This is a genomic window from Streptomyces griseofuscus (assembly GCF_014673495.1).
GTDB classification, from domain to species: Bacteria; Actinomycetota; Actinomycetes; order Streptomycetales; family Streptomycetaceae; genus Streptomyces; species Streptomyces murinus.
Genome location: NZ_CP051006.1, coordinates 4,552,595 through 4,572,639 on the forward strand (window position 1 = coordinate 4,552,595; position 20,045 = coordinate 4,572,639).

12 protein-coding genes and 3 rRNA genes are annotated in these 20,045 nt (G+C 67.3%); 8 read left to right on the forward strand and 7 right to left on the reverse strand.

What is annotated here, in order from left to right:
* The first annotated feature begins 259 nt into the window (after positions 1-259).
* The 3 genes from HEP81_RS20275 (at position 260) to HEP81_RS20285 (ending at position 4,247) form a co-directional block, all read left to right on the forward strand.
* Positions 260-1,621 carry an NAD(P)/FAD-dependent oxidoreductase gene (locus HEP81_RS20275; RefSeq protein WP_037650745.1) on the forward strand — a complete coding sequence of 454 codons (1,362 nt, stop codon included), beginning with the start codon at positions 260-262 and terminating at the stop codon, positions 1,619-1,621.
* Between the two features lie 132 nt (positions 1,622-1,753).
* Positions 1,754-3,409: an ATP-binding SpoIIE family protein phosphatase gene (locus HEP81_RS20280; protein ID WP_037650746.1), complete on the forward strand. Its 1,656-nt coding sequence runs from the start codon at positions 1,754-1,756 to the stop codon at positions 3,407-3,409.
* A gap of 52 nt (positions 3,410-3,461) precedes the next feature.
* Entirely contained in the window at positions 3,462-4,247 is a 786-nt protein-coding gene (locus HEP81_RS20285) for a methyltransferase domain-containing protein (RefSeq protein ID WP_037650748.1), read from the forward strand.
* A 61-nt stretch (positions 4,248-4,308) separates the two neighbouring features.
* Here HEP81_RS20285 and HEP81_RS20290 read toward each other — a convergent pair whose 3' ends face one another.
* The gene (locus tag HEP81_RS20290) at positions 4,309-5,571 is read right to left on the reverse strand and encodes an MDR family MFS transporter (RefSeq protein ID WP_172624440.1); all 1,263 of its coding nucleotides are present in this window, start codon (positions 5,569-5,571) and stop codon (positions 4,309-4,311) included.
* Between the two features lie 134 nt (positions 5,572-5,705).
* Between HEP81_RS20290 and HEP81_RS20295 the strand changes: the two genes are divergently transcribed.
* The 4 genes from HEP81_RS20295 to rrf all read left to right on the forward strand — a co-directional run bounded on the left by HEP81_RS20295 (position 5,706) and on the right by rrf (position 12,026).
* The gene (locus HEP81_RS20295; RefSeq protein ID WP_037650751.1) at positions 5,706-6,254 is read left to right on the forward strand and encodes a MarR family winged helix-turn-helix transcriptional regulator; all 549 of its coding nucleotides are present in this window, start codon (positions 5,706-5,708) and stop codon (positions 6,252-6,254) included.
* Positions 6,255-6,891: 637 nt separating this feature from the next.
* Positions 6,892-8,416 (forward strand): 16S ribosomal RNA (locus HEP81_RS20300).
* Positions 8,417-8,716: 300 nt separating this feature from the next.
* A 23S ribosomal RNA gene (locus tag HEP81_RS20305) occupies positions 8,717-11,838 on the forward strand.
* Positions 11,839-11,909: 71 nt separating this feature from the next.
* Positions 11,910-12,026 (forward strand): 5S ribosomal RNA (gene rrf / locus HEP81_RS20310).
* The 16S, 23S and 5S rRNA genes sit together here, the layout of an rRNA operon.
* A gap of 72 nt (positions 12,027-12,098) precedes the next feature.
* On the opposite strand, the gene HEP81_RS20315 is transcribed toward rrf, so the two are convergent.
* Complete coding sequence (locus HEP81_RS20315; protein ID WP_037653498.1) at positions 12,099-12,647, reverse strand: cysteine hydrolase family protein; 549 nt, start codon at positions 12,645-12,647, stop codon at positions 12,099-12,101.
* A 52-nt stretch (positions 12,648-12,699) separates the two neighbouring features.
* Between HEP81_RS20315 and HEP81_RS20320 the strand changes: the two genes are divergently transcribed.
* Positions 12,700-13,260 carry a GNAT family N-acetyltransferase gene (locus HEP81_RS20320; RefSeq protein WP_172636914.1) on the forward strand — a complete coding sequence of 187 codons (561 nt, stop codon included), beginning with the start codon at positions 12,700-12,702 and terminating at the stop codon, positions 13,258-13,260.
* A 12-nt stretch (positions 13,261-13,272) separates the two neighbouring features.
* Here HEP81_RS20320 and HEP81_RS20325 read toward each other — a convergent pair whose 3' ends face one another.
* Genes HEP81_RS20325 through HEP81_RS20345 form a run of 5 tightly spaced genes read right to left on the reverse strand, consistent with a single transcriptional unit; the run spans position 13,273 to position 19,989 of the window.
* Complete coding sequence (locus tag HEP81_RS20325; RefSeq protein WP_037653496.1) at positions 13,273-14,820, reverse strand: type IV secretory system conjugative DNA transfer family protein; 1,548 nt, start codon at positions 14,818-14,820, stop codon at positions 13,273-13,275.
* Positions 14,821-14,833: 13 nt separating this feature from the next.
* Positions 14,834-16,246, reverse strand: a complete 1,413-nt coding sequence (locus HEP81_RS20330; protein WP_037653495.1) for an ATP-binding protein — start codon at positions 16,244-16,246, stop codon at positions 14,834-14,836.
* Positions 16,247-16,260: 14 nt separating this feature from the next.
* On the reverse strand, positions 16,261-17,820 hold the full coding sequence (locus tag HEP81_RS20335; RefSeq protein WP_037653493.1) for an SCO6880 family protein: 1,560 nt from the start codon (positions 17,818-17,820) through the stop codon (positions 16,261-16,263).
* The gene (locus HEP81_RS20340; protein ID WP_037653492.1) at positions 17,817-19,169 is read right to left on the reverse strand and encodes a hypothetical protein; all 1,353 of its coding nucleotides are present in this window, start codon (positions 19,167-19,169) and stop codon (positions 17,817-17,819) included. The genes HEP81_RS20335 and HEP81_RS20340 overlap by 4 nt, the downstream gene beginning before the upstream one ends.
* Positions 19,159-19,989 carry a DUF8175 domain-containg protein gene (locus tag HEP81_RS20345; protein ID WP_037653491.1) on the reverse strand — a complete coding sequence of 277 codons (831 nt, stop codon included), beginning with the start codon at positions 19,987-19,989 and terminating at the stop codon, positions 19,159-19,161. Before HEP81_RS20345 ends, HEP81_RS20340 begins: the two co-directional genes overlap by 11 nt.
* Positions 19,990-20,045 lie beyond the last annotated feature (56 nt).

Consider the following 20,045-nt stretch of genomic DNA (forward strand, 5'->3'; position numbering starts at 1 on the left):
ATCCCCTACACCCCGTCGACACGAACATAGTTGAGAGGCAGTCAATTCAGAAGGGGCAGGTTCCGCACACTGCGCCCCCCGATCGGAGCACGAGTCATATACGTCCCGATTCCCGGCGCGTCCGCCCGCGTGTCCGACCCCGCTGACCTGCCCCCTTTCCACCACCTTGGCCACCGGGTCCGCATCACCCGTCACAGGACCGCCGGTCACACAAATTGCCGGGGCTGTGGACAAACCACAGCGCCGGGTGCGTCATGGGATGGTGAAGGAACGTGCGCGCATTCTGGTTGTCGGCGGCGGCTACGTCGGGATGTACACGGCCCTGCGCCTCCAGCGGAAGCTGAAGGCCGAGCTCAGGCGCGGTGAGATCGAGATCACCGTCGTCACACCCGACCCCTATATGACGTACCAGCCCTTCCTGCCCGAGGCCGCCGCGGGCTCGATCTCACCCCGCCATGTCGTCGTGCCGCTGCGCCGCGTCCTCGACCAGTGCCATGTCGTCGTCGGCGAGGCGACCGCCGTCGACCACGCGGCGCGCACCGCCACCGTCACCACCCTGGCCACCGCCGACGCGGGCCGCACCGAACTGTTCGGCTACGACGAACTGGTGCTCGCCCCCGGCTCCGTCGCCCGCACCCTGCCCATCCCCGGCCTCGCCGAGTACGGCATCGGCTTCAAGACCGTCGAGGAGGCCATCGGGCTGCGCAACCACGTCATCGAGCAGATGGACATCGCCTCCTCCACCCGCGACCCGGCGATCCGCGACGCCGCCCTCACCTTCGTCTTCGTCGGCGGCGGCTACGCGGGCGTCGAAGCCCTCGGCGAACTGGAGGACATGGCCCGCTACGCCGCCCGCTACTACCACAACGTCCGCGCCGAGGACATGAGATGGATCCTCGTCGAGGCGAGCGACCGCATCCTGCCCGAGGTCGGCGCCGACATGGGCCGCTACACCGTCACCCAGCTGCGCCGCCGCAACATCCAGGTGCTGCTGGGCACCCGCCTGGAATCCTGCGCCGACCGGGTCGCCCTGCTCAGCGACGGCCAGCGCTTCCCGACCCGTACGGTCGTGTGGACCGCCGGCGTCCGGCCGCACCCGCTGCTCGCCGCCACCGATCTGCCGCTCACCGACCGCGGCAGGCTCAGGTGCACCGCCCAGCTGACCGTCGAGGGCACCGCACACGCCTGGGGCGCGGGCGACGCCGCGGCCGTACCGGACGTCACCGCCGCCCCCGGCGCCCTCACCGCGCCCAACGCGCAGCACGCCGTACGCCAGGCCAGGGTCCTCGGTGACAACCTTGTCCACACCCTGCGCGGCGAACCCCTGGACACCTATGAGCACGCCTACGCGGGCTCCGTCGCCTCCCTCGGTCTGCACAAGGGCGTCGCCCAGGTCTACGGACGGCGGCTGAAGGGCTACCCTGCCTGGTTCATGCACCGCGTCTACCACCTCAGCAGGGTGCCCACCGTCAACCGCAAGGCCCGCGTGCTCGCCGAATGGATCCTCGCCGGACTCTTCAAACGGGAGATCGTCTCGCTCGGTTCACTCGAACACCCGCGCGCGGAGTTCGAACTGGCGGCCAGGGGAAAGCATCCTCACGACCCGAAGGGGTCGTCCTGACCGGATCCAGGAACTCCACGGCCCGCCCCACCGTCTGACGGATGTCGCCCGCCGCGGCCGGCTCCCTGCCAGACTGCCCCACGACATCGGACGGGCCCCGCCCGCCCTAGCACCCACGAGGCCTTGCCCACAGTGAACTTCACGCGCTGGAGCGCCCGGCTCCCCGGAACGCAGCGCCGCGCCGCCGCGCGGACCGAGACCGCGGTACCCACGGACCGGCGAGGGGAAGGCTCCGTGCCCGCGGCCCGCGCCGGGGGCCCCGCCGACGGGACCGGCCCGGTCCCCGCCGTCGACGGACTGCCCGCCCGCGCCGTCCTCGACCGTGTCCCGGCCCTCGTCGCCCTCGTGCACGGCCCCGAGCACCGCCTCGCCTACGTCAACGAGGCCTATACGACGGCCTTCGGGCCCCGCCCCACCGGCGCCCCCGTCCATGAGGCCCTGCCCGAACTCGCCGGCCTCGGCCTGCTCCCGCTGCTCGACCAGGTGCTGCGCAGCGGCCGCCCGCGCACTCTGAAGTCCCGCCGCGCGGTGGACGGCCGCTCGTACACGTTCACCTGCACCCCCGTCGCCGCGGACGGCGGCGACGGCGACGGCGCGGTCCTCGTCTTCGCCACCGACGTCACCGACCACGCGGAAGCCGCTGAACGGCTGCGCGCCAGCGAACGCCGCCAGCGCGAGACCGCCGTCACCCTCCAGCGCTCCCTGCTCCCGCAGGACCTGGAGGAACCCGACGACCTGCGCGTCGCCGCCACCTACCAGCCCGGCGGCACCGAGGCCGCGGTCGGCGGCGACTGGTACGACGTGATCACCCTCGGCGGCGGCCGCACCGCCCTCGTCATCGGCGACGTCATGGGCCGGGGCGTGCGCGCCGCCGCGGTCATGGGCCAGCTGCGCACCGCCGTCCGCGCCTACGCCCGCCTCGACCTGCCCCCGCACGAGGTGCTCCAGCTCCTCGACGGCCTCGCCACCGAGATCGACCCCAACCAGATCGCCACCTGCGCCTACGCCGTCCACGACCCCAACGAGGGCCGGCTGGTGTACGCCTCCGCCGGGCATCTGCCCATCCTGGTCCGCGACGAACACGGCACGGTCTCCCGCGCCGACGAACCCACGGGCCCGCCGCTCGGCACCGGCGGCTGGCTGCACTCCTCGGGCTCGATCCCCCTGCTCCCCGGCTCCACCGCGGTCCTCTACACCGACGGCCTGGTGGAGCGCAGGAACGAAGACCTGGACGAGGGCATCGCCGCCCTGGAACGCGCCCTGGCCGGCGCCACCGGCTCCCCGCAGGTCGTCTGCGACCGCCTGGTCCGCTCGGCCGGCGTCACCGCCGACCATGACGACGACGTGGCCGTCCTCGTCCTCCAGCACCCCGCCCGCACCGGCCCCGACGGCGAGCTGTTCCGGGGCGCGGCCCTGGAGCTCCTCGGCGGCGTCGAGGCCGCCCCGCGCGCCCGCGCCTTCGCCTCCGGCGTCCTCACCAGCTGGCGCTTCCCCACCGAACTGCACGACCTCGGTGTCCTCGCCACCAGCGAACTCGTCGCCAACAGCCTCCAGCACGGCACCCCGCCGATGCGGCTGCGGCTGCGCCGCACCGACCGCCGCCTCATCGTGGAGGTCACCGACGGCGACGACCACCTCCCCCGGCGCCGCCGCGCCGAACCGGCCGACGAGTCGGGCCGGGGCATCGCCATCGTCGCCACCATCGCCTCCACCTGGGGCTGCCGCCGCACCCCGGGCGGCGGAAAGGCGGTCTGGTGCGAGTTCCTGCTGCCGAAACCCAGACCCTGAGCGACGATCACGGGTTGGCCCCCACACCCTTCCCGGTGTTACAAGCACACCTATGGCAGACGCATGCAGCACCGAGGGCCCCGAGGCGTACGACATCCACAGCGCCCCGATCATGGCCCCCTTCGTGGCCGCCCTGCTGGACGCGGTGCGCCCCGCCCCCGGTGAGAGCGTGCTCGACCTCGCCTGCGGCACCGGGTTCGCCGCCCGCGCGGCCGCCGCCCTGGTCGGACCCACCGGCCGGGTCCGTGGCACGGACCTCGACGAGGGCATGATCCGCGTCGCGCGGCAGCGAGCCCCCCGCATCGACTTCACCGCCGCCCCCGCCGACCGTCTCCCCTACGACGACTCCGCCTTCGACGCGGTCGTCTGCCAGCAGGGCGCCCAGTTCTTCCCCGACCTGACGGCCGCCCTCACCGAGACGGCCCGCATCACCCGGCCCGGCGGCCGGTTCGCCGCCACCGTCTGGGCCCCGCTCGACCGCCAGCCCTACTTCCTCGCCCACGAGCACGCCCTGCGGACGTACGCCCCCGACGCGCTGCGCTACTTCCACCGCGCCTACGTCCGTACGGCCGACCAGCTCACGAGCGCCCTGCGGACGGCGGGCTACAGCGCCCTCACCCATCGCGAGGTCACCTCCGACGTCGTTCTCCCGCCGCTGGGCGCGTACGCCCACGGTCATCTGGCCGCGCTGTGGGGCGGTCTGCTCCGGGAGGCGGGCGGGGAGAAGGCCGTCCTGGGCGCCGCCCGACTGGTCCGCGACGAACTGGCGGACCGCACCGCGCCCGACGGCACGGCGGCCCTCCCCTTCACCGTGCATCTGGTGACGGGAATCCGCTGAACCGTGGACATACGGCGACGGCCGCCACCCGAAGGTGACGGCCGTCTGGGACACCGCGGGCTCAGGCCTCCGCGCCGACCGTCTCCGCGGCCGCCCCGCCCCGGCTGACCACCCGGCTCGCCCGCACCGACCACGGCTGGTCCTGCACCGCGGTGAGCTGCCGCCCGAGCCGCAGCGCCAGATACGTGATGCCCAGCGAGAACAGCACGAAGGTCACGATGTACGGCGCGTGCAGCGACGCCCCGAGCGGACCGCCCACCGCCGGTCCGACGGCCAGCGCCAGCTGCTTGACCAGCGCGAACGCCGAGTTGTACTGACCGGCGAGACCCTCCGGCGCCAGATCGGCGACCAGCGGGGCCACCGTCGGCGACAGCATCGCCTCGCCGAGACCGAACAGCGCGTACGTCGACACGAACGCGGCCGTCGCCATCTCCTGGCTGCCGTGCCCGAGCCCCGCGTATCCCGCGGCCACCCAGGCCACCGCCCAGATGAGACCCACCAGGGCGATCACCCGGGTGCGCCGGGCGCGCTCCACGAACCTGAGCACCGCGAACTGGGCGACCACGATCATCAGCGTGTTCGCGGCCAGCGCCGTGCCCAGCGTGGAGGTGGATATCCCGGCGGCCTCCACGCCATAGGCGCTCAGACCCGACTCGAACTGCCCGTAGCAGGCGAAGAACAGCACGAAGCCCAGCACGCACAGCTGCACCATCGCCCGGTTGCCGAGCAGCCGCTTCCAGCTGCCCTTCGCGGACGCGGGCGCGTCCTCCAGCCGGGGGGAGTGCGGCATCCGCACGGTCGCCATCACCGCGACCAGCAGCAGGAACATCGCCGCCTCGATCGCGAACAGCAGGGTGAACGAGGAGACGCGCGTGGTGTCGACCAGATGGCCGCCGATGAGGCCGCCGATGCCGAGGCCCAGGTTCTGGAGGAAGAACTGCATCGCGAACGCCCGGGAGCGGGTGTCGGCGCTGGAGCAGTCCACGATCATCGTGGCCAGCGCCGGCTGCATCACGGCCTGGCCGGCACCGAGCGCCGAGGCGGCGAGCAGGACGGACCACGCGCTGCCCGCGAGCCCCAGGCTCAGCGCCCCGAGCGCGGCGGTGACCAGGGCGGCGAGCAGAACCGGCAGCGGGCCGCGACGCACGATCGCCCGGCCTGCGAACGGCAGCACGATCAACGCGGCCACGGCGAAGACGGCGAGCACCAGTCCCGCCGTCATGGCACCCAGACCCCGCACCTGCGCCACATAGACGTACAGGTAGGGGACTGTGAAGCCGAGTCCGAATGCGCTGAGTGCGTTGCCCACGTGGATCCGGCGCATCGCTGCGCCCATCGCCCTGGTCACGTTCACCTCTCTCACTAGTTAGGAGTGAAGACTTCAAAGCTAAAGTTCGAAGCTAAAGAGTACACAGTGAAGGACTTCAAGGCAAAGCGGCCGCGTGCCATACTCGGCCCATGGCCGACACCGCCGGCGTCGCTGAGCCGACCCTCGAAGAACAGATCGCCGCCTACCAGCGCGAGTTCCAGGACCTCGACCCGCAGGTCGAGAAGATCGTGTCGGCCCTGTCCCGGCTCAACCGCCGGATGAACGTCGCGTACGGCCGCCAGACCGCCGCCCTCGGCATCAGCAACGCCGAGTGGGAGGTCCTCAAGGCGCTGGTCCTCTCCGGTGCCCCGTACCGCCTCGGCCCCAGCGACCTCGCCAAGCGCCTCGGCCTCACCCCGGCCGCCATGACCCACCGGATCGACCGCATGGTCACCGAGGGGCTGGTCACCCGGGAGCGCGACGAGGCCAACCGGGTGCGGGTCATCATCGAGCTGACCCCCGAGGGCCGGGAGAAGTGGCTGGAGGCGATGCGCCTCGCGACCGTCTTCGAGGAGGACCTGCTCCAGGACCTCACCCCGGCGGAGCGCTCGGTCCTCGGCGAGGTGCTCACCACGCTCCTGCGCCGGGTGGAGCACGCCCAGCCGGACGCCGGTGGCCGGCTCAGCGACCTCGACTGAGCGACCGAAAAGATCTTGACAGGGCGCGGTTGACACGCCTCGACCCCATCCGTATAGTTCTTCGGGTTGCCGCAGAGCCGTACTGTCTCTGCGGTGACACCTTGGCCGCTTCGAGCGGCACCCCTCACACCATCAGCACGATCTCCCTCTGGGTTGATTTCGGCGTGCCCGAATTCAATTCGAATAGGGATTCGGCGGCCCGATTGGGAATTGCCGAAGCGATCCGCTAAGGTTTGAGACGTCGGAACGGCCCAACGGCCGGGAAGACAAACCCCGCTGACTGGGGGTCAGACGCCGAAAGGATCTGATAGAGTCGGAACCGCCGGAAAGGGAAACGCGAAAGCGAGAACCGGAAGGCGCCGAGGAAATCGGATCGAGAAAAGATCTGATAGAGTCGGAAACACCGAAGGGAAGCCCGGAGGAAAGCCCGAGAGGGTGAGTACAAAGGAAGCGACCGTTCCTTGAGAACTCAACAGCGTGCCAAAAGTCAACGCCAGATATGTTGATACCCCGTCTCCGGTCATCACGACCGGGACGTGGTTCCTTTGAAATAAACACAGCGAGGACGCTGTGAACGGTCGGACTATTCCTCCGACCGTTCCGCTCTTCAGTTTGTGCACCGGATTACCGGTAAACATTCACGGAGAGTTTGATCCTGGCTCAGGACGAACGCTGGCGGCGTGCTTAACACATGCAAGTCGAACGATGAAGCCCTTCGGGGTGGATTAGTGGCGAACGGGTGAGTAACACGTGGGCAATCTGCCCTGCACTCTGGGACAAGCCCTGGAAACGGGGTCTAATACCGGATATGACCATCTTGGGCATCCTTGATGGTGTAAAGCTCCGGCGGTGCAGGATGAGCCCGCGGCCTATCAGCTTGTTGGTGAGGTAATGGCTCACCAAGGCGACGACGGGTAGCCGGCCTGAGAGGGCGACCGGCCACACTGGGACTGAGACACGGCCCAGACTCCTACGGGAGGCAGCAGTGGGGAATATTGCACAATGGGCGAAAGCCTGATGCAGCGACGCCGCGTGAGGGATGACGGCCTTCGGGTTGTAAACCTCTTTCAGCAGGGAAGAAGCGAAAGTGACGGTACCTGCAGAAGAAGCGCCGGCTAACTACGTGCCAGCAGCCGCGGTAATACGTAGGGCGCAAGCGTTGTCCGGAATTATTGGGCGTAAAGAGCTCGTAGGCGGCTTGTCACGTCGATTGTGAAAGCTCGGGGCTTAACCCCGAGTCTGCAGTCGATACGGGCTAGCTAGAGTGTGGTAGGGGAGATCGGAATTCCTGGTGTAGCGGTGAAATGCGCAGATATCAGGAGGAACACCGGTGGCGAAGGCGGATCTCTGGGCCATTACTGACGCTGAGGAGCGAAAGCGTGGGGAGCGAACAGGATTAGATACCCTGGTAGTCCACGCCGTAAACGGTGGGAACTAGGTGTTGGCGACATTCCACGTCGTCGGTGCCGCAGCTAACGCATTAAGTTCCCCGCCTGGGGAGTACGGCCGCAAGGCTAAAACTCAAAGGAATTGACGGGGGCCCGCACAAGCGGCGGAGCATGTGGCTTAATTCGACGCAACGCGAAGAACCTTACCAAGGCTTGACATACACCGGAAAGCATTAGAGATAGTGCCCCCCTTGTGGTCGGTGTACAGGTGGTGCATGGCTGTCGTCAGCTCGTGTCGTGAGATGTTGGGTTAAGTCCCGCAACGAGCGCAACCCTTGTCCCGTGTTGCCAGCAGGCCCTTGTGGTGCTGGGGACTCACGGGAGACCGCCGGGGTCAACTCGGAGGAAGGTGGGGACGACGTCAAGTCATCATGCCCCTTATGTCTTGGGCTGCACACGTGCTACAATGGCCGGTACAATGAGCTGCGATACCGTGAGGTGGAGCGAATCTCAAAAAGCCGGTCTCAGTTCGGATTGGGGTCTGCAACTCGACCCCATGAAGTCGGAGTCGCTAGTAATCGCAGATCAGCATTGCTGCGGTGAATACGTTCCCGGGCCTTGTACACACCGCCCGTCACGTCACGAAAGTCGGTAACACCCGAAGCCGGTGGCCCAACCCCTTGTGGGAGGGAGCTGTCGAAGGTGGGACCAGCGATTGGGACGAAGTCGTAACAAGGTAGCCGTACCGGAAGGTGCGGCTGGATCACCTCCTTTCTAAGGAGCACTTCTTACCGGGCTCTGCTCGGTCAGAGGCCAGTACATCAGCGAATGTCTGATGCTGGTTGCTCATGGGTGGAACGTTGACTACTCGGCACACTTCGGATGATGAGAACGCCAGTACTGCTTCGGCGTGGAACGCGGATCTTGTCAGCGAGGGGTGTCGGGCACGCTGTTGGGTGTCTGAGGGAATGATCTTCCTTCAGTTACCGGCCCCGGTAAAGCATCGACGTAAGTTGGTGTGTGACGGGTGGCTGGTCGTTGTTTGAGAACTGCACAGTGGACGCGAGCATCTGTGGCCAAGTTTTTAAGGGCGCACGGTGGATGCCTTGGCACCAGGAACCGATGAAGGACGTGGGAGGCCACGATAGTCCCCGGGGAGTCGTCAACCAGGCTTTGATCCGGGGGTTTCCGAATGGGGAAACCCGGCAGTCGTCATGGGCTGTCACCCGCTGCTGAACACATAGGCAGTGTGGAGGGAACGAGGGGAAGTGAAACATCTCAGTACCCTCAGGAAGAGAAAACAACCGTGATTCCGGGAGTAGTGGCGAGCGAAACCGGATGAGGCCAAACCGTATGCGTGTGAGACCCGGCAGGGGTTGCGTGTGCGGGGTTGTGGGATCTCTCTTCTACGGTCTGCCGGCCGTAGGGCGAGTTATAAACCGTTGATGTAGACGAAGGACATGCGAAAGGTCCGGCGTAGAGGGTAAGACCCCCGTAGTCGAAATGTCAGCGGCTTGCTTGAGAGACACCCAAGTAGCACGGGGCCCGAGAAATCCCGTGTGAATCTGGCGGGACCACCCGCTAAGCCTAAATATTCCCTGGTGACCGATAGCGGATAGTACCGTGAGGGAATGGTGAAAAGTACCCCGGGAGGGGAGTGAAATAGTACCTGAAACCGTGTGCCTACAAGCCGTGGGAGCGTCGGATGCAGCTTGCTGTATCTCGTGACTGCGTGCCTTTTGAAGAATGAGCCTGCGAGTTTGCGGTGTGTTGCGAGGTTAACCCGTGTGGGGAAGCCGTAGCGAAAGCGAGTCCGAACAGGGCGATTTTAGTAGCACGCTCAAGACCCGAAGCGGAGTGATCTAGCCATGGGCAGGTTGAAGCGGAGGTAAGACTTCGTGGAGGACCGAACCCACCAGGGTTGAAAACCTGGGGGATGACCTGTGGTTAGGGGTGAAAGGCCAATCAAACTCCGTGATAGCTGGTTCTCCCCGAAATGCATTTAGGTGCAGCGTCGTGTGTTTCTTGCCGGAGGTAGAGCACTGGATAGGCGATGGGCCCTACCGGGTTACTGACCTTAGCCAAACTCCGAATGCCGGTAAGTGAGAGCACGGCAGTGAGACTGTGGGGGATAAGCTCCATGGTCGAGAGGGAAACAGCCCAGAGCATCGACTAAGGCCCCTAAGCGTACGCTAAGTGGGAAAGGATGTGGAGTCGCACAGACAACCAGGAGGTTGGCTTAGAAGCAGCCACCCTTGAAAGAGTGCGTAATAGCTCACTGGTCTAGTGATTCCGCGCCGACAATGTAGCGGGGCTCAAGCGTACCGCCGAAGTCGTGTCATTGCAGCAATAGCCCCAACGGGTGCTGTGATGGGTAGGGGAGCGTCGTCTGCCGGGTGAAGCAGCACCGGAAGGTAGTTGTGGACGGTTGACGAGTGAGAATGCAGGCATGAGTAGCGATACACACGTGAGAAACGTGTGCGCCGATTGACTAAGGGTTCCTGGGTCAAGCTGATCTGCCCAGGGTAAGTCGGGACCTAAGGCGAGGCCGACAGGCGTAGTCGATGGATAACCGGTTGATATTCCGGTACCCGCTGTGAAGCGTCAAACATCGAGCATCGTGATGCTAAGGCCGTGAAGCCGCCCTGATCTCTTCGGAGTTGAGGGGAGTGGTGGAGCCGCTGAACCAAGCGGTTAGTAGGTGAGTGATGGGGTGACGCAGGAAGGTAGTCCATCCCGGGCGGTGGTTGTCCCGGGGTAAGGGTGTAGCCCGAGTGGTAGGTAAATCCGCCATTCATATAAGGGTGAGACCTGATGCCGAGCCGATTGTGGTGAAGTGGATGATCCTATGCTGTCGAGAAAAGCCTCTAGCGAGTTTCATGGCGGCCCGTACCCTAAACCGACTCAGGTGGTCAGGTAGAGAATACCGAGGCGTTCGGGTGAACTATGGTTAAGGAACTCGGCAAAATGCCCCCGTAACTTCGGGAGAAGGGGGGCCACACCTGGTGAGAACACTTGCTGTTCGAGCTGGGGGTGGCCGCAGAGACCAGCGAGAAGCGACTGTTTACTAAAAACACAGGTCCGTGCGAAGCCGTAAGGCGATGTATACGGACTGACGCCTGCCCGGTGCTGGAACGTTAAGGGGACCGGTTAGCTCCATTTCGGTGGGGCGAAGCTGAGAACTTAAGCGCCAGTAAACGGCGGTGGTAACTATAACCATCCTAAGGTAGCGAAATTCCTTGTCGGGTAAGTTCCGACCTGCACGAATGGCGTAACGACTTCTCGACTGTCTCAACCATAGGCCCGGTGAAATTGCACTACGAGTAAAGATGCTCGTTTCGCGCAGCAGGACGGAAAGACCCCGGGACCTTTACTACAGTTTGATATTGGTGTTCGGTTCGGCTTGTGTAGGATAGCTGGGAGACTTTGAAGCTCATACGCCAGTGTGGGTGGAGTCGTCGTTGAAATACCAGTCTGGTCGTGCTGGATGTCTAACCTGGGTCCGTGATCCGGATCAGGGACAGTGTCTGATGGGTAGTTTAACTGGGGCGGTTGCCTCCTAAAGGGTAACGGAGGCGCCCAAAGGTTCCCTCAGCCTGGTTGGTAATCAGGTGTTGAGTGTAAGTGCACAAGGGAGCTTGACTGTGAGACCGACGGGTCGAGCAGGGACGAAAGTCGGGACTAGTGATCCGGCGGTGGCTTGTGGAAGCGCCGTCGCTCAACGGATAAAAGGTACCCCGGGGATAACAGGCTGATCTTCCCCAAGAGTCCATATCGACGGGATGGTTTGGCACCTCGATGTCGGCTCGTCGCATCCTGGGGCTGGAGTCGGTCCCAAGGGTTGGGCTGTTCGCCCATTAAAGCGGTACGCGAGCTGGGTTTAGAACGTCGTGAGACAGTTCGGTCCCTATCCGCTGTGCGCGTAGGAGTCTTGAGAAGGGCTGTCCCTAGTACGAGAGGACCGGGACGGACGAACCTCTGGTGTGCCAGTTGTTCTGCCAAGGGCATGGCTGGTTGGCTACGTTCGGGAGGGATAACCGCTGAAAGCATCTAAGCGGGAAGCCTGCTTCGAGATGAGGACTCCCACCCACTTGATGGGGTAAGGCTCCCAGTAGACGACTGGGTTGATAGGCCGGATCTGGAAGCCAGGTAACTGGTGGAGGTGACCGGTACTAATAGGCCGAGGGCTTGTCCTCAGTTGCTCGCGTCCACTGTGTTGGTTCTGAAACCACGAACAACCATTTGCTGGTTGATAGTTTCATAGTGTTTCGGTGGTTATAGCGTTAGGGAAACGCCCGGTTACATTCCGAACCCGGAAGCTAAGCCTTTCAGCGCCGATGGTACTGCAGGGGGGACCCTGTGGGAGAGTAGGACGCCGCCGAACAATTTTTAGGGAGACCCCCGCACCTTTGGTGCGGGGGTTTTCTGCGTTCCGGGACAATTTCCGGGACAGCTGTCAGAAGGTGACGTCCGCGGTCTTCACGGTGCCGGCCGTACGCCCGGGTGCGGACTGGTTGCTCCAGTACAGATTGGTGTGCGCGATCACCTGCTCCGGGGTCGGTGCACCGTACTCGGTGAGGTCCTCCGTGGTGTGGGCGTCGGCGACCAGCACCGCGTCGTACCCGCGGACCAGGGCTCCGTGCAGGGTGGAGCGGACACAGCAGTCGGTCTGAGCGCCCGTCACCAGCAGCCGGCCCACCCGGCGCTCGGCGAGCACGGACTCGAGGGCGGTGTCCTCGAAGGAGTCCGGGTAGCTCTTGGCGACCAGGGGCTCGGTGTCGAGGCGCTTCAACTCGGGCACGTACTCCCAGTTCTCCGTGCCCGGCACCAGGTCCTCGTCCTGATGCTGCACCCACACCACCGGGACACCCGCCGAGCGTGCCCCATCCAGCAGGGTGTTGATGTTCGCGAGGACGTCGGCCAGGGCGGGGGCGCCGGCGACGACCCCGTTCTGGACGTCGATGATCAGCAGGGCGGTGTGGGGTCGTTCCTGAAGAGTGGTCATGCGGTCAGATTATGGGGTGCCGAGCGCCTGCCGCAGCACTACGGTTGCGGGCATGACCAGGTTGACCAGCGGAGACTACGTCGTACGAGCCATACGCCCCGCGGAGTGGGAGAAGGTGAGGGGCCTGCGGCTGGACGCGCTGCGGGACCCGGCCGCGCCGCTCGCCTTCCTGGAGGGGTATGAGGAGGCCGCCACGAAGGCCGACCTCTTCTGGCAGGATCGCGCGGCCGGCTCGGGCGAGGGGTCGGCGACGGCGCAGCAGTTCATCGCCGAGCTGCCCGACGGGTCATGGGCCGGTTCGCTGACCGTGCTGATCGAGGAGGCCGGCACCGAGGACTGGGCCGGTTTCCCGGTCGAGCGTCGCCAGGGGCATGTCGTCGGCGTGTATGTGCGGCCCGAGCACCGGGGGAACGGGCTGATCAAGGCCATGTTCGACGCGGGTGTGAGCTGGGCGTGGGGGCGTGGCGCCGAGCGGGTGCGGCTGCTGGTGCACGAGGACAACGAGCGGGCTCAGGGCGCCTATCGCAAGGCGGGGTTCCGGCCGAGCGGGGTGCGGGTGCCGTTCGTGAAGGACGCGGCGCAGAACGAGCTGGAGTTCGTCCTGGACCGCTAGACCGTTGGTTCGTCAGACCGGGAGTCCGGGCAGGCCCGGCAGCTCCTGGTGCGGCCAGCGGGCGCGGGCCTGTTCGCGGGAGCGGAAGAGGGCGAGCGTCGGCAGGCCCTGTTCGTCCCCGGTGGCCAGCAGGTCCGGGAGTTGGGGGAACGGGGCGACGGCGGCGATGTCGTCCAGGACCAGCGTCAGTGGTGGGTCGAGCCGACCGGAGGATGACCGTGCGGCCATGTGCCGGCCGTGCTCGACCACGCTGGAGACGAGGGCCGTCAGGAGGGGCATCGCGCCGGGCGTGCTCCTCGGGTCCTCGATGGATTCACCGACTACGTAAAGCGTGCCCCCTTCATCGGCGAAGGAATCCAAGGCGAGCGCATCAGTTCGGTTTGGTGTGCATGCCTCGCGGATGTTGACCGTGGAGAGCGCGGCGAGCGCCCTGCCGGTCAACTCCTGGGCGATGTCACGCCGTTCGGGATGCGCGGTGAGGGCGGCCTCCAGCTCACCCGCGGCTCCCGAGGCGGCCTTGGGATGGGTGCGCAGGGTGCGTACGGCGTCCTGTACCTGGGTGCCCTGAGACCAGCGGTGGACATGGCGGACGGTGCGGTTCTCCAGGGCGGCGGCGTGCAGATAGCTGCGCAGGAGGGTGGTCGCCGTGTCCACCACGGCCTGGTCGATACGGGCGGTGGGGCGCACGGGGGCGAGCAGCGCGGTCGCCCGCTGGAGCGCGGTCTGCTTGTCCGCGCAGCCGGCCGTGGGGGACCAGTGGAGGCGGGCCGGGGTGTCGCAGCGGTGGGTCGGGTCGTAGAGATGGACGGGGCCCAGCTTGGCCCTGGCGTCCTTGGTCTCGGCCCACAGGGACGGGTTCGAGGTGACGACGAGGGTGGGCCCCGCCGCGTCCCGTACGGCCTGTGCGGCGGCCGTACGGCGGGTGTCGGGCGGCGCGATGAGGATCTTCTCCCGCCCGCCCACCGGCCCTCCTGCCACGGGGAGCTGGGTCAACGGGGCCTCGGTCGGCGGCTGTTCGACCCCGACCGGCGCCTGCGGCATCTTGTGCCGCTGCACCGGGACGTCGTGCCGCTGCGGTGTCTCCAGGGGCGCCGCGACCGCCGTGAGCGGCTCAGGGGTGGGCATGGACATGGGCTCCGGCTGCGAAACGGGCTTCCCGGTACCGGCCCGTGTCCGCGCCCGGCCCGCGCGCCAGCGGGCCACCGTGCCCAGCACGAACACGGTGGCGACGACCAGGACCATCAGCTCGGCGATGAACAGCCCCCAGAACAGGCCCCAGCCGGAGAGTCCGGACGCGGGGGTGTCCGGCCAGGCGCCGGCGAGGTCGTGGGGCCGGCTGAGCAGATGGCGCATGGCCAGGGGGGTGCGCAGGAAGGTGACGCCCGCGGGCCAGGCGCCCTGGGCGAAGAGGGCCGCGAGGCCCGTGGCCGTCCACACCAGCACGGTGATGCCGAGCAGGAAGGCGAGGATGCCGAGCAGCAGCCCGTCGGGGATGCCGCCCTGCCCCTGCCCCTCCTGCGGCCGCCGGTTCTCCCGGGGTGCGCGAGCGTCCGGTCTCACCTGCCGTGCCTCCCTACGCCACCGTCGACTCGGAGTCGCCGAGGTGCTGTTCCACGAAGGCCGCGGCCCGCTCCTCCGCCTCCAGTTCCGCCGCGCGCAGGACATCGTCCGATGCGTGGTCGCTGGAGGACTCGGTCATCGCGCGGTCGGTGAAGACCAGCGGGCGTTCGGACTCGGTGATGAGGTGTTTGACCACCTGGACATTGCCGTTGACGTCCCAGACCGCGATGCCGGGGGTCAGCGTCGGGATGATCTCCACGGCCCAGCGTGGCAGGCCGAGGACGCGGCCGGTGGCCCGTGCCTCGTCGGCTTTCTGGGCGTAGATCGTCCTGGTCGAGGCCATCTTCAGGATCGCCGCCGCCTCCTTCGCGGCCGCGCCGTCCACCACGTCGGACAGATGGTGGACGACCGCCACGAAGGACAGGCCGAGGCGCCGGCCGAACTTCAGCAGACGCTGGAACAGCTGGGCCACGAAAGGGCTGTTGATGATGTGCCAGGCCTCTTCGACCAGGAAGATGCGCTTCTTGCGGTCGGGCCGGATCCAGGTGTGCTCCAGCCATACGCCGACGATCGCCATCAGGATGGGCATGGCGATGGAGTTGCGGTCGATGTGGGACAGGTCGAAGACGATGAGCGGGGCGTCGAGGTCGATGCCGACCGTGGTCGGGCCGTCGAACATGCCGCGCAGGTCACCGTCGACCAGCCGGTCCAGGACCAAGGCGACGTCCAGGCCCCAGGCCCGTACGTCGTCCAGGGCGACGTTCATCGCCTCGGCCGAGTCCGGCTCGGGGTGCCGTAGCTGCTCCACGATGTCGGTGAGGACCGGCTGGCGGTCCACGATGGTCTCGTTGACGAAGGAGTGGGCGACCTTGAGGGCGAAGCCGGAGCGCTCGTCCAGGCCGTGGCCCAGCGCCACCTCGATGATGGTGCGCAGCAGCGCCAGCTGGCCGGTGGTGGTGATCGCCGGGTCCAGCGGGTTGAGGCGGATGCCGTGGTTGAGGGCGGCCGTGGGGTCCAGCCGGATCGGCGTTATCCCCAGCTCCTCGGCGATGAGGTTCCACTCGCCGACCCCGTCCTCGCCCTGGGCGTCCAGGACGACGACCTGGCGGTCGCGGAAGCGCAGCTGGCGCAGTACGTACGTCTTCTCCAGCGCCGACTTGCCGTTGCCCGACTCGCCGAGGACCAGCCAGTGCGGGGCCGGGAGCTGCTGGCCGTAGAGCTGGAAGGGGTCGTAGATATAGCCCTTCCCGGAGTAGACCTCGCGGCCGATGATGACGCCGGAGTCCCCGAGGCCCGGCGCGGCCGTGGGCAGGTAGACCGCCTGTGCCTGGCCCGTGGAGGTGCGCACCGGCAGCCGGGTCGTCTCGACCTTCCCGAAGAGGAAGGAGGTGAACGCCTCGGTGAGGACGGACAGCGGATCCCGCATCGGCGAATCAGCCCCTACCTTCGGATGCCGGTGGCGAAAGGAAGTGTGTTCACGAAGGCGCGGTGGTGCTCCCGGTCGCACCACTCCAGCTTGAGGTACGACTTGCCGGCCGAGGCCCTGATCGTCCGCTTGTCGCGGGCGAGGGACTCCGGGGTACGGGCGGAGACGGTGATGTAGCCGACGAGGTTGACGCCCGCGGCGCCGCTCGCGAGGTCCTCGCCGCGCTGGTCGAGACGGTTGTGCGCGGCGATGTCGCGGGGGTCGACGGTGCGGTTCATCTTGGCGGCGCGGGACGCGTCGGCCACGTCGTTGGTCTTCTCGGTCAGCATCCGCTCGATGGCGACCTCGGTGGGTTCGAGGTCCATGGTGACCGCGACCGTGCGGATGACGTCCGGGGTGTGCACCAGCAGTGGCGCGAGGAAGTTCACGCCGACCGGGGTCATCGGCCACTCCTTGACCCAGGCGGTGGCGTGGCACCAGGGGGCGCGAGTGGTGGACTCGCGGGTCTTGGCCTGGAGGAACGTCGGCTCGGTGGCGTCCAGTTCGGCCGGCCAGGCGTTGCGCCGGGTCATCGCCTGGATGTGGTCGATGGGGTGGTCCGGGTCGTACATGGAGTGGATCAGGGAGGCGAGCCGGCCCTGGCCGAGCGGCTGGCGGACGCGGATGTCGGCTTCCTGGAGGCGGGAGCAGATGTCGGTCAGCTCGCGGGCCATGACGACGGCGAGCCCGGCGTCCCGGTCGAGTTTGCGGCCGGACCGGGGGCGGGCGGCGCGGGCCATCGCCTGGGCCTCGGCGGCCAGCTCACGGCTGTAGTGCATACAGGCGACGAGGTAGGCGCGATGCTGCTCGCTGCTCGTGGACACCATCGACTGGAGCTGGTCGTAGGACCGCTGGAGCCAGGCCGGGGAGCGGTCGTCGCCGCGCTGGGAGACGTCCTTGGCGTGGGCGTCGGGGTCGGCGGGCAGGGTGCGGGCGAGCATCTGGATGCGAGTGACGAAGCCGTCGCCGTTGGCGACGTGCTTGAGCAGCGTGCCGAACCGGTCGACCAGGGCCTCCTGGTCCTCGGAGTCGCGCAGGCCGACGCCGGGGCCCTCGATCTCGATGGCCGCGGTGACGGTCTTGCGGTCGGCGTGCAGCAGTACGGCGATCTCGTCGGGGCCGAAGGGGGCGGCGAGCCAGTTGATGCGGCCGATGCCCGGCGGCGGCCCGACCTCCACCTCCTCGCCGTCGATACGGGTACCGGCCTCCATGACGCCCGCGCGGTAGGTGGCGCCACGCTTGACGGTGCGCTTGTAACTGCGGTTGATCTCGAACCACTTGTAGAACGTGCGGCGCTTGTACGGCACGTACACCGCGGCGAGCGCGAGCATCGGGAAGCCCATCAGCAGCACGATCCGCAGGGAGAGGGCGGGCACCAGGAGGCCGCACATCATGCCGAGGAACGCGCCGACGATGATCAGCGCGATCTCTCCGGTCTCGCGATTGCGGCCGACGATCGCGTTCGGCCGGGCGCGGCCGATGAGATACGTACGGCGGGGCGTGACCGGATGGGACAGATGGGACTCGGTCGTCAACGCCCTTCACCTCCCGTGCGGTTGTTGCGGGTGTTGCCTGTGTGCGGGGTATTGATGGGGCTGGGGGCCCGGGGTGCGGGGGCGGCGGAGGGGACGGCTCCGCCGCTGCCACCGGGAGTACGGCTGCTGTGCGCGGCGACGCCGCCGGTGACGGGGTTGGCCGGGCGGGGGGTGCTGGAACCGCCGCTGCTCTGGGCCGCGTTGCTGTCGGCGCGGGTGCTGTGGGTCTTGATGCCCTGGGCGACGAGGGAGGCGGGGGAGCTGATGACGGCGGCGGCCTTGCCCTCGGCGCCCTGCATGATGCGGTTGTTGCGGCCGGCGGCGATCTCGTCGCCGAAGCCGGGGACGAAGCGGTAGATCGCGGCGCTGGCGAAGATGGCGAGCAGGATGATCGCGAGGCCGGAGACGACGGCGGAGAAGGCGTCGGGCCCGTTGCCGGAGGAGAGGGCGCCGGCGAGGCCGAGGACGATCACGATCACCGGCTTGACCAGGATGACGGCGATCATGATGCCGGCCCAGCGCCTTACGTGGCCCCACATGTTCTTGTCGACGAGGCCCGCGTAGACGACGGTGCCGAGGAGGGCGCCGACGTAGAGGAGGGCGGCGCGGATGACCAGCTCAAGCCAGAGGACGCCGGCGGCGAGGATGCTCACCAGGGAGACGACGATCAGCATGATGGGGCCGCCGCCGATGTCGGTGCCCTTGCTCAGCGCGCCGGAGAACGTGCCGAAGAACGTGTCCGCCTGATCGCCGGTGGCCTTCGCCAGCACGTCGGTGACGCTGTCGGTCGCGGAGACGACGGTGTACAGGATCAGCGGCGTGAACGCCGAGGCCATCACCGTCAGCCACAGGAATCCGACGGCCTCGGAGATCGCGGTCGTCAACGGCACGCCGCGCACCGCGCGCTTGGCGACGGCGAGGAGCCAGAGCAGCAGCGTGAGGATGGTCGAGGCGGCGAAGACGATGGCGTACTGCTGAAGGAACTTCTGATTGGTGAAGTCGACGTTGGCGGTGTCTTTGACGGCGGAGCTGAGCTTGTTGACCGTCCAGGAGGCGGCTTCGGCACAGCCCTTGGCGAGCGAGGACAGGGGGTCCATGGTGGAGGAGTCCGGCACACTGGCACCCCCCGATCCACTGGACGTGTTGCCGCGCTCGCAGTACTTCTTGGCATCGCCGGTGATGACACCGCAGTTGTACTTGTGCCCCGAGGGCGAGGGCGAGGGCGACGGGCTGCCCGGCGGGGAGGGCGAGGGCGCGGCGACGGCGCGCGTGGCCAGCAGCACGGCCGTGGTCTGTACGGCCGTCACGATTCCGGCGAGCTTGAGCGCACGTTGCGGGCTACCGGGCATACGTGAACCCTCCGTACTCTTCGATGGCCTTGGAGATCTCGTCGGAGGTGGCGGCCGGGTCGTCACCGGGTACGGGAGAGGGGCCGTCCTTCTGGGTGTCGTCGGCGATCTTCCAGTCGCCGTCGGACCATCGCAGGTCGAAGGTCCAGGTCTTCCAGGACGACGTGACCGGATCGGTGGAGCTGTTGCCGGCCATACCGATGAGTCCCACACACCAGACCGCGACCTTGGCGTCGCTGTCCGAGTACTGCTGCACCGTCGCACCGACCGGGCTCACCCGGGAGACGAAGGTGCTGCCCTTGGGCGCGTTGCCGCCCGCGTCGAGACCCATCTTGGAGAGGAAGTCCGCGCTGTAGGCCTGGTCCATCTCGCCCTGGAGGCGCTCCGCAGCATCGGGCACGTACAGGAGTTGCAGCAGTGTGTCGCGGCTGTCCTTCTTGAACATCGCCGTCGAGCCGAGAGCCACGGCGTAGTTCGAGGCAGCCGATTGCGCGCCCTGCCCCGTATGCGCGAAGTTCGAGGGGATGCCGTTGGTTTTGGTCTGTACCGGGTGGGTTCCGGTGGGGGAGGTGGGGGAGGTGTGGGGGCGGGAGGATTTGGGGGTCGAGGTGTTCCCCGATGAGTGGTCGCCGCGGTTTGCGAAGGCGATTGCCGCGATCAGCAGGACGACGACGCCGACGACCGTGATGAGTCCACGGGACGGCGAGCGGCCGGGGCGGCGGGGCGCGCCGCCGTAGGGGTCGTGGTCGGGCAGGCGCGTACGGGTGTGGCCCGTGTCGTCGCCGTAGTCGGAGTAGCCCTGCTCGTCTCCGTGACTCATGCCGTGTACGCCCCCTCCACCTCGTAGACATACGACGGTAGCCGTGCTGGTTCCCG

Coding starts and splice junctions, on each gene's coding strand:
- HEP81_RS20275 (WP_037650745.1), top strand. CDS start 260: ATGGTGAAGGAACGTGCGCGCATTCTGGTTGTCGGCGGCGGCTACGTC.
- HEP81_RS20295 (WP_037650751.1), top strand. CDS start 5,706: ATGGCCGACACCGCCGGCGTCGCTGAGCCGACCCTCGAAGAACAGATC.
- HEP81_RS20330 (WP_037653495.1), bottom strand. CDS start 16,246: ATGCGGGATCCGCTGTCCGTCCTCACCGAGGCGTTCACCTCCTTCCTC.
- HEP81_RS20345 (WP_037653491.1), bottom strand. CDS start 19,989: ATGAGTCACGGAGACGAGCAGGGCTACTCCGACTACGGCGACGACACG.
- HEP81_RS20290 (WP_172624440.1), bottom strand. CDS start 5,571: ATGCGCCGGATCCACGTGGGCAACGCACTCAGCGCATTCGGACTCGGC.
- HEP81_RS20320 (WP_172636914.1), top strand. CDS start 12,700: ATGACCAGGTTGACCAGCGGAGACTACGTCGTACGAGCCATACGCCCC.
- HEP81_RS20315 (WP_037653498.1), bottom strand. CDS start 12,647: ATGACCACTCTTCAGGAACGACCCCACACCGCCCTGCTGATCATCGAC.
- HEP81_RS20285 (WP_037650748.1), top strand. CDS start 3,462: ATGGCAGACGCATGCAGCACCGAGGGCCCCGAGGCGTACGACATCCAC.
- HEP81_RS20340 (WP_037653492.1), bottom strand. CDS start 19,169: ATGCCCGGTAGCCCGCAACGTGCGCTCAAGCTCGCCGGAATCGTGACG.